6 protein-coding genes are annotated in these 10,884 nt (G+C 37.9%); 4 read left to right on the top strand and 2 right to left on the bottom strand.

Going from position 1 to position 10,884, the window contains the following annotated elements; translation table 11 throughout:
• The first annotated feature begins 1,298 nt into the window (after positions 1-1,298).
• Together JJL45_RS06980 and JJL45_RS06975 are read left to right on the top strand one after the other, a co-directional pair.
• On the top strand, positions 1,299-3,287 hold the full coding sequence (locus JJL45_RS06980; RefSeq protein ID WP_068603125.1) for a protein-disulfide reductase DsbD family protein: 1,989 nt from the start codon (positions 1,299-1,301) through the stop codon (positions 3,285-3,287).
• 754 nt (positions 3,288-4,041) lie between these two features.
• A complete protein-coding gene (locus JJL45_RS06975) occupies positions 4,042-5,547 on the top strand; it encodes an aminotransferase class V-fold PLP-dependent enzyme (protein WP_068603126.1) in 1,506 nt (501 codons plus the stop codon).
• A 2,012-nt stretch (positions 5,548-7,559) separates the two neighbouring features.
• On the opposite strand, the gene JJL45_RS06970 is transcribed toward JJL45_RS06975, so the two are convergent.
• Complete coding sequence (locus JJL45_RS06970; protein ID WP_068602483.1) at positions 7,560-8,594, bottom strand: RluA family pseudouridine synthase; 1,035 nt, start codon at positions 8,592-8,594, stop codon at positions 7,560-7,562.
• A 2-nt stretch (positions 8,595-8,596) separates the two neighbouring features.
• A complete protein-coding gene (locus JJL45_RS06965) occupies positions 8,597-9,154 on the bottom strand; it encodes a PASTA domain-containing protein (protein ID WP_068602484.1) in 558 nt (185 codons plus the stop codon).
• Between the two features lie 146 nt (positions 9,155-9,300).
• Here JJL45_RS06965 and JJL45_RS06960 point away from each other — a divergent pair, with 146 nt between their 5' ends.
• Complete coding sequence (locus JJL45_RS06960; protein ID WP_068602485.1) at positions 9,301-10,281, top strand: D-alanine--D-alanine ligase; 981 nt, start codon at positions 9,301-9,303, stop codon at positions 10,279-10,281.
• Between the two features lie 97 nt (positions 10,282-10,378).
• On the top strand, positions 10,379-10,837 hold the full coding sequence (coaD, locus tag JJL45_RS06955) for a pantetheine-phosphate adenylyltransferase (protein WP_068602486.1): 459 nt from the start codon (positions 10,379-10,381) through the stop codon (positions 10,835-10,837).
• Positions 10,838-10,884 lie beyond the last annotated feature (47 nt).

Here is a 10,884-nt window from a genome sequence, read left to right as displayed (position 1 = left end):
TAGGGGATAATAACATACCCTTTCAATTGAAGTGTGGTGTAAACATGGAACAGTTACCGTAATACTCAACAAAAGTTCCTTCTTTCGTGCCTCCTTCTGGATGACAATCCCGATATACCTCCATTTTAACTTAAACGCTCAAAAAATAGGACGGAGCCAATGTCCCCTAATAAGGGGACTACAGGGGTGTTCAACCAAAACACACCCTTTTCTATCATTCTGAACGCTCCAATGTCATTCTGAACGCAGTGAAGAATCTCTTCGTCTCTAAAAAAACCTTTAGTCCTAGTTTTTTCTTCTAAAAACACCCCTATTAGCTACGCTAGGTATCTTCCGTAAAAACGATGTTTTCATCTCGATAGTCCTCTAGAGGATACTTACATACGCTTTCAATTGAGGTCTGGTGTAAAATTGAACAATAGCTGTGAAATCCAACATTGAGATCCTTCAGTCGTACTTCCTTCTGGATGACAAACTCAACAAACCTCCATTTTAACTTAAACGCTCAAAAAATAAACCAGAGCCATGTCCCCTTGAGGGGACCACAGGGGTGTTCGTGTTAAGCATCCCTAACCCCCCCATAATCCCCTCTAGGGGATAATAACACAAGCTTTCAATTCAAGTCCTGTCTAAAATTGGTAAAGATTCCCTAATATTCAACATATAGATCCTTCAGTCGATCCTCCTTCTGGATGACAAACCCGAATAAGTTCCCTATTAACTTAAACGCTCAAAAAATAGAACATAGTACTGTCCCCTTGAGGGGACAATAGGGGTGTTCAACTAAGGCTCACCTCTATTCTGTAACTCTGAACGCTCCCATGTCATTCTGAACGCAGTGAAGAATCTCTTCGTCTCTAAAAACACCCCTATAATCCCCTCTAGGGGATACTGAATTACGTTTTCAATTCAAGTCTTGTGTAAAAACTGAACAAATACCCCAAAACTCAACATAAAGATCCTTCACTCGTGACTCCTTCTGGATGACAATACAACCACAAAACCATAACTTTAACACCAAAATCCAATATTTAACATTTCATTAATAAGGGTAAACACGATTTTTGTCATCTCTTATATATAGCCTTAAGCATGGAGTGAAACAAATCCCTTCGTAATTACTTCATTAAGACGGCTTCATTAAAATATTATATATTGAAATCAGGCTTCCTAGATCAAAATAGTCAGCCATTAAAAATTAAATGACAATTGGTAGCTTTGTAAAAAACAGAAATACACATTTTTAACACAGCTGCTCGATATAAGCTAACAACCATTTTTTAACATACCCATTAACTATGAAAAAAATATTTCTACTCTGTGCTTTCTTATTTACCATGCTAGGGCAAGCTCAAATTTTCAACCCCGTAAAATGGAGCACTTCAGTTGAGAAACTATCTGACACCGAATACAAGTTAATTTCAAAAGCAACCATAGAAAAAGGCTGGCACTTATATTCTCAAAACGTACCTGAAAACGGTCCGGTTCCTACAAGCTTTATATATGATGATGCAAATGGGCAATTTAAAATCATAGGAAATACCACAGAAGAAAAAGGCCATACCATTAACGATCCTGTTTTTGAAATGGAAATCACCTTTTTTGAAGACACCGCTGTTTTTGAACAAAAAATAGCCGTTGTAGGTGATGAAAAAACCATCAATGGCTTTGTAGAATATATGGTTTGCGACGATACCCGTTGCTTACCTCCTACCGAAGTGGATTTACCTTTTAATCTTGAGGAAAGTAATGCAGCAGCTGCTGTTTCGACTTCTGAGAACGCGGAGGCTGATAGCAATCCTACTGAAGGTAACACCACTAAGCTTCCTGCTAAAAAATCAGAAAAAACCTTATGGGGTATCTTTTTTATTGCCTTCTTTTCAGGATTTGCAGCCTTGTTAACACCTTGTGTATTCCCGATGATTCCAATGACGGTAAGTTTCTTTACCAAACAAAGTAAAAACAAAGCCGCAGGCATTAGAAATGCTGTTATTTACGGGTTGTCTATTATTGTTATTTATGTGCTTTTAGGGATTCTCGTGAGTCTTATTTTTGGTGCTGATGCCCTAAATGCCTTATCAACAAATGTATGGTTTAATATTATATTCTTCTTACTATTACTCGTTTTTGCAGCTTCTTTTTTAGGTGCTTTCGAAATTATGCTTCCTAATTCATGGGCGAATAAAGTGGATAGCCAAGCCGATAGAGGCGGATTAATTGGTATCTTTTTTATGGCATTAGCTTTAGCTATTGTTTCTTTTTCTTGTACGGGGCCTATTGTAGGGACCTTACTTGTTCAAGCCGCTGCTGGTGGAAGTCAGATTGGTCCTATTGTAGGGATGTTAGGATTTTCATTCGCAATTGCCTTACCATTTGCGCTTTTTGCAGCCTTTCCGGGGTGGTTAAATTCTTTACCAAAATCGGGCGGCTGGTTAAACACCGTGAAAGTGGTTTTAGGATTCTTAGAATTGGCTTTAGCCTTTAAATTTTTATCAAACGCCGATTTGGTACTACAGTTACATTGGTTAGAGCGTGAAGTGTTTATTGCCATTTGGATTGCTGTTTTTGGAGCATTAGCCTTCTATTTATTTGGAAAAATACAGCTGCCTCACGATTCACCAATAACACACATTTCTGTAGGTCGTTTGTCTTTAGCACTTATAACCTTATCGTTTACCATTTATATGATTCCTGGACTTTGGGGGGCGCCTCTAAATTTAATTAGTGCCTTCCCACCGCCACAGCATTATAGTGAATCGCCTTATGGTGTTGGGTATACACAGTTAGGTTCTTCAAATGTACCTGGTGGACATCATGATGAAGTTCCTGAAGGGGCGCATTTAATGCCACCACACAATATTTTAGCTTTCGACGATTACGATAAAGGCCTCGCTTATGCTAAAAAAGTAGGGAAACCAGTAATGCTAGATTTTACAGGACACGCATGTGTAAACTGCAGAAAAATGGAACAAAATGTATGGGTAAAACCAAACATCCTAAGCATTTTAAAAAATGATGTGATTTTAATTTCATTGTATGTTGATGACAAACGTAAACTGGAAGATGATGAGATTGTTGATTCCAAGCTAAAACCTGGAAAACAGTTAAAGTACATCGGTCAGAAATGGAGTGAATTACAAACCATTAAATACAAAACCAATTCGCAACCTTTTTATGTGCTGATGGGGCATGATGAAGAAAACTTAATAGAGCCTGTTGCCTATACTCCCGATGCCGATGAATATTACAATTGGTTGAAGGCAGGTATTTCATCGTTTAAAAAGTAGGTCACAAAACTTGATGTTCGAGCGAAGTCGAGAACAGTTTCAAACAAATTAGTTTCACCTCTAATATGAAGTAATATTTAAAAGCTATCTTATGAATTTATCAAAATGTACTTCTGATCGTCATAGCTTCTCGACTCCGCTCGAAGACCTTAAAAACGGCAACAACAAACGGTGTTCGAGCAGAGTCGAGAACGGTTCAAACAAATTAGTTTCACCTCTAATATGACGTAATATTAAAAAGTTATCTTATGAATTTATCAAAATGTACTTCTGATGATCATAGCTTCTCGACTCCGCTCGAAGACCCTGAAAACGGCAACAACAGACGGTGTTCGAGCAGAGTCGAGAACGGTTCAAACAAATTAGTTTCACCTCTAATATGACGTAATATTTAAAAGTTACCTTATGAATTTATCAAAATGTACTTCTGATCGTCTTGGCTTCTCGACTCCGCTCGAAGACCCTAAAAACGGCAACAACAAACGGTGTTCGAGCGGAGTCGAGAACTGTTCAAACAAATTAGTTTCACCTCTAATATAACGTAATATTTAAAAGTTATTTTATGAATTTATCGAAATTTGCTTCTGATGATCATAGCTTCTCGACTCCTCTCGAAGACCTAAAAAACGGCAACTACAAACGGTGTTCGAGCGGAGTCGAGAACTTAACACCATCAAAAATCACCCTTTACAGCAAGTAAACTGACCTAACACAACACATTTATTTATCAACCAAGTACCTAACGATTATCAACATGAGTTTCCTATCCAACCTTATAAATAAAAATATAAAACCAAGTAAATTAGAAGCCTATTTTGCACCATTTAGAGAACAAATAGTGGGTAACGACACGTATTTTGATTCGCCTTATGGCAGACAAAAAATCATTTATGCTGACTGGACCGCTAGTGGACGCTTATATAGACCTATTGAAGACAAGCTAGTTAACGATATTGGTCCCTTTGTGGCCAACACACATACGGAAACATCTATTACAGGTTCTGCAATGACTCTGGCTTATCATGATGCCAGACAGATTATAAAAACTCATGTAAATGCCTCTAAGGACGATGTTTTAATCACTGTAGGTACAGGAATGACAGGTGCTATAAACAAGTTTCAGCGTATTCTAGGGCTTAAACTAAGTGAAAACTTAAAAGAGCACACCAATATCCCTGAAGAGAAACGACCTATTATTTTTGTGTCTCACATGGAGCACCACTCGAATCAAACCTCTTGGTTAGAGACCATTGCGCGTGTAAAGGTTATTCCTTCCAATAAAGAAGGCATTCCATGTACAAAAGGCCTAAAAAAATTACTTGAAGAATATAGTGAAACACCTCTAAAAATAGCTGCGGTTACAGGCTGTTCTAACGTGACTGGTATTAGAACCAACTATCATGAAATTGCTAAAATCATGCACCAAAACAACGGTTTATGTTTTGTCGATTTTGCATGTTCTGCGCCATACGTGGATATCGATATGCACCCGAAAAATGAAGATGCCTATTTAGATGCTATTACCTTTTCGCCTCATAAATTCCTTGGTGGTCCAGGAACATCAGGGGTTTTAGTTTTTAACAAAAAACTTTACAAAAACTTGGTTCCAGATAACCCAGGCGGAGGAACCGTTAGCTATACCAACCCATGGGGAGACCATGATTATATTGATGATATTGAAACTCGTGAGGATGGTGGTACACCAGGTTTTTTACAAGCCATAAAAGTGGCCCTAGCTATTCAGTTGAAAGAAGAGATGGGTACTAAAAACATCCTAGATAGAGAGCACGAATTAAACGCTATCGTATTTAAGAAACTTTCAAAAATAGCTAACCTAAACATTTTAGCACCAAACCACACCGACAGGCTGGGTGTTTTCTCTTTCTATATTGAAAATGTACATTATAATTTAATAGTAAAACTATTAAACGATAGATTCGGTATACAAACACGTGGCGGCTGCTCTTGTGCTGGAACCTATGGGCATTACCTTTTGAATGTAGATGAATCCACTTCAAAATCCATCGAAAAGAAAATTTTAGAAGGCTGTTTAATTGAGCGTCCGGGTTGGATTAGAATGTCTATTCACCCGACTATGACCAATGCCGAAATAACCTTCATCTGCGATGCTATTGCTAAAGTTTCTAAAAACCATAAAGCGTGGGGTGAAGATTACGAATACCACGCCTCCAAAAATGAATACATCCATAAAAATCATTTGAATGTTGAAAAGACGATTACTGAGAAGTGGTTTAATTAAGCCCCTTGAAAAGTAAAATTAAATGTCATATTGAGCATCACTTGTCATTCTGAACGCAGTGAAGAATCTCGTGACGCAAAATCAAACATAACTTGCCCCCCCCTATAATCCCCTTTTTAGGGGATATAACCTACGTTTTCGATTGGGAGCTCGTTTAAAAATTTGGGTCAATGCCATGAAATTCACCTAGAGATTCTTCAGTCGTACCTCCTTCAGAATGACAAAAAATGTATTCTTTAAAACCTTAATGACAAATATCAGGATAGTGCCCTGCCCCCTAAAAAGGGGACCATAGGGATGTTCGAGACTATCTTACGCTAAACAAGTACTGTCATTCTGAACGCAGTGAAGAATCTCTTGGTCTCCTAAAAAACCTTTAATTCTAGCTCCTTCTTTTAAAACACCCCTATAATCCCCTTTTAAGGGGATATAACCTACGTTTTCGATTAGGAGCTCGTTTAAAAATTTGGGTCAATGCCATGAAATTCGGCTTAGAGATTCTTCAGTCGTGCCTCCTTCTGAATGACAAAAAAAATCTATTCTACTATCCTTGATGCTCAAAAAAAAGTACGGAGCTCTGTCCCCTAATAAGGGGACCACAGGGGTGTTCGAGACTGGCTTACGCTAAACATGTACTGTCATTCTGAACGCAGTGAAGAATCTCTTGGTCTCCTAAAAAACCTTTAATTTTGACTCCTTCTTTTAAAACACCCCTATAATCCCCTTTTTAGGGGATACAACCTACATTTTCAATTGGGAGCTCGTTTAAAAATTTGGGTCAATGCCATGAAATTCACCTAGAGATTCTTCAGTCGTACCTCCTTCAGAATGACAAAAAATGTATTCTTTAAAACCTTAATGACAAATATCAGGATAGTGCCCTGCCCCCTAAAAAGGGGACCATAGGGATGTTCGAGACTATCTTACGCTAAACAAGTACTGTCATTCTGAACGCAGTGAAGAATCTCTTGGTCTCCTAAAAAACCTTTAATTCTAGCTCCTTCTTTTAAAACACCCCTATAATCCCCTTTTAAGGGGATATAACCTACGTTTTCGATTAGGAGCTCGTTTAAAAATTTGGGTCAATGCCATGAAATTCGGCTTAGAGATTCTTCAGTCGTGCCTCCTTCTGAATGACAAAAAAAATCTATTCTACTATCCTTGATGCTCAAAAAAAAGTACGGAGCTCTGTCCCCAAATAAGGGGACCACAGGGGTGTTCGAGACTGGCTTACGCTAAACATGTACTGTCATTCTGAACGCAGTGAAGAATCTCTTGGTCTCCTAAAAAACCTTCAATTCTAGCTCCTTCTTTTAAAACACCCCCTATAATCCCCTTTTTAGGAGATACAACCTACATTTTCAATTGGGAGCTCGTTTAAAAATTTGGGTCAATGCCATGAAATTCGGCTTAGAGATTCATCAGTCGTACCTCCTTCTGAATGACAAAAAATGTAATCTACTATCCTTGATGCTCAAAAAAAAGTACGGAGCTCTGTCCCCTAATAAGGCGACCACAGGGGTGTTCGAGATTGGCTTACGCTAAACATGTACTGTCATTCTAAACGCAGTGAAGAATCTCTTGGTCTCCTAAAAAACCTTTAATTCTAGCTCCTTCTTTTAAAACACCCCTATAATCCCCTTTTAAGGGGATATAACCTACGTTTTCGATTAGGAGCTTGTTTAAAAATTTGGGGCAATGCCATGAAATTCGGCTTAGAGATTCTTCAGTCGTACCTCCATCTGAATGCCAAAAAATGTATTCTACTTACCTTAATGTTCCAAAATTAGAGTAGTGCCCTGTCCCCTAATAAGGGGACCACAGGGGTGTTCGAGACTGGCTTACGCTAAACATGTACTGTCATTCTGAACGCAGTGAAGAATCTCACTCCACAACACAAACACAAAAAGATTCTCCAGTCATGCCCCCTTCTGAATTACAAATCAAACTGTTGAAGCTACAATGACACGCTTCAACAATTAAACGAATCAACCTCCTCTTCAACAATCTCCTTAATCCCCTACATGCTTCGCATAGCCGCGCCATTTTTCAACGCAGGCAACGATGTCCTCTGGAATCGGACTATCAAAACTCATGAATTTCCCTGTTCTAGGATGTACAAAACCTAAGGTTTTAGCATGCAGCGCTTGTCTTGGTAAGACTTTAAAGCAATTATCTACAAATTGTTTATACTTGGTAAATGTGGTACCTTTTAGTATTTTCTCACCACCATAGCGCTCGTCGTTAAATAACGTATGCCCAATATGTTTCATATGGACACGTATTTGATGGGTTCTCCCCGTCTCTAACTTACACGATACTAAGGTCACATAGCCCAAGCGTTCGATGACTTTATAATGTGTTACGGCCGGCTTTCCTTTATCAGCTTCATCATCTGTGAAAACCGTGTTTTGTAGTCTGTTTTTAGGATGACGGCCAATATTGCCTTCCACGGTACCTTCTTCTTCTTCAACATTTCCCCAAACCAAAGCTACGTATTCGCGCTCGCTAGTTTTTTCTGCAAACTGCATGGATAAATGTGCCATCGCTTCTTCTGTTTTAGCAATGACTAACAACCCACTGGTATCCTTATCGATACGGTGTACCAAGCCAGGGCGCTCACTAGAATTGTTGGGTAAGTTTTCAAAACGGTGAATTAATCCGTTGATAAGCGTTCCAGAATAATTACCATGACCAGGATGAACCACCATACCTGCAGGCTTATTCACAACTAATAGGTCATCATCTTCATAAACCACATCAAGCGGAATGTCTTCCCCTACCAATAAATTTTCATGAGGCGGATGTGCAAATAACACACGAATATTATCGTTGGGCTTTACCTTGTAATTCGATTTTATAGGTTCGCCATTCACATGAATACTGCCATTTTTTGCTGCTGCCTGAATTTTATTACGCGTGGCATTTTCAACAAAATTCATTAAATATTTATCGATTCGAAGCGGCGTCTGCCCTTTATCTACTGTAAAAGCATGATGTTCGAACAGGTTGTCTTCGTCGGGAAGTTGAGGCGTATAGTCATCCATAATTAAGGGCGGTTACCGTTACCAAGTTGTAAGTCGATTACCGAAGTTTTTGCTAATTTATCGCCAGCATTAAGCGTGGTACCTTTGTGGGTTAATTTTAAAACCATGTCCTTTCCGATATTATCAACGTAAGTGATTTTACCAATTTTAAACCCAAAGGCTTCTAGCGTTGGTTTTACTTGTCGGAACGTTTTGTCAATCAAACCATCAGGAATGGTCATTTTACGATATCCTGAAGGATTTAGTGTGATGTATATTTTTCTATCTTCTTTAACTTTCGTACCCGAAGCAGGCTCTTGTTCTATTACAGAAAACTTTGGATATTCTGGATTATAATTCGCTGAATCCTGAATTTTCATAACCAAGTTATTATCTTCCAATTCCAGTTTAGCCACGTTAATAGACTTGCCTTTTAAGTCTGGAACGGTTTCAAATTTACCATGATTGGTTGTGATATTTAACCATTTTAAAATAACATAGCACAATACAAATAAAGCGACTAATGCTAAGCCTATTTGTTTTAAAAATGTTTTACTCGTAATAAATTTAACTAAGCTCATTTACAGAAATTTCGATTAGGCAAATATATAAAAACAGAACTGTTTTTTCTTTTGCCATTTATATGATATTTTAGCTTAACTTATAATAAACACCATTTATTGCAAGATTAAGGTGTAAACTAAAGGAAACTATAATAAAAGTAACAATGAAAAAAAACATTGCCATCATTATGGGAGGTTATTCCAGCGAATATAAAATCTCTCTAACCAGCGGAAATGTGGTTTACGAGACCTTAGATAAATCGAAATACACGCCGTTCCGTATTCATATTTTTAAAGACAGATGGGTTTACGTTGATGATGAAGGGCTTGAACACCCTATTGATAAAAATGATTTTTCGACTACTGCACATGGCGAAAAATATACTTTTGATTGTGTTTTTAACGCCATTCACGGATCTCCAGGAGAAGATGGCTTTATGCAGGCCTATTTTCAGATGCTTAATTTACCGCATACCAGCTGTAATATGTATCAAGCAGCCTTGACCTATAACAAACGTGATTTATTAAGTGTTTTAAAACCATATGGTATAAAAACGGCCGAATCTTACTACCTAAACCTTGGTGATGCTGTAGACACTGAAGCCATTGTTACTAAAGTAGGTTTACCTTGCTTTGTAAAGGCTAATAAAGCGGGGAGCAGTTTTGGTGTAAGTAAAGTGTACAAAAAAACCGAGTTACAAGATGCTATTGATGTGGCTTTTAAAGAAGATGATGAAATTATTATTGAATCCTTTTTAGAAGGCACAGAAGTTTCGGTTGGAGTGATTAGCTACAAAGGAGAAATTATAGTGCTTCCTATCACTGAAATTGTTTCTGAAAATGACTTTTTTGATTACCAAGCCAAATATGAAGGCAAATCTCAAGAAATAACGCCAGCGCGATTATCAAAAGAACAAGAAGAAAAAGTGAGTACCGAAGCCAAAAAAGTTTACGAAATTTTAAAAATGAAAGGCTTTAGTCGTAGTGAGTTTATTTTTAAAGATGGCGAGCCTCATATGCTAGAAATGAATACCATTCCTGGTTTAACCCGTGAGAGCATTTTACCTCAACAGGCTGCGGCTGCGAATATTTCATTAGCTGATTTATTCTCGAATGCTATTGAAGAAGCTTTGAAGGGTGCCTAATTCCTCTAGACAGAGAAGCCTCCATGTGGATAAATATTAAAACTCTATATTTAATAAATTAAGATTCCCGCTTTCGCGGGAATTAGAAATTTAAACTATGAAAAAAGCATTATTTCCAGGTTCTTTTGACCCACTAACCTTAGGTCATGTAGACATCATCACACGGGCGTCTACTTTATTTGATGAAATTATAGTGGCTATTGGTGTCAATGCCGATAAAAAATACATGTTTTCATTAGAGCAGCGTAAAACGTTTATTGAAGAGACCTTTGCTCACAACCCAAAAATCAAGGTGGCTACGTACAAAGGCTTAACTGTGGATTTTTGTAAAGAAATTGGGGTAGACTTTATTTTAAGAGGGCTTAGAAATCCAGCAGACTTCGAATTTGAAAAGGCCATAGCCCATACCAACAGAGATTTAGCGCCTATTGAAACCATCTTTTTATTAACCTCGGCACAAACGTCCTATATTGCCTCGAACATTGTACGTGATGTGATTAGAAACCATGGTGATTATACCAAGCTAGTTCCTGATAGTGTTAGAGTAAAACAATAAGTTATTTGAATATAAAAAAGGGGTTGAATTCTAGATTAAACCATTCG

It is taken from the genome of Tamlana sp. s12 (assembly GCF_016767215.1).
Lineage (GTDB): Bacteria > Bacteroidota > Bacteroidia > Flavobacteriales > Flavobacteriaceae > Pseudotamlana > Pseudotamlana agarivorans.
The sequence above is the reverse complement of the archived record's forward strand: the minus strand, read 5'-3'. Positions and strand labels throughout refer to the sequence as shown.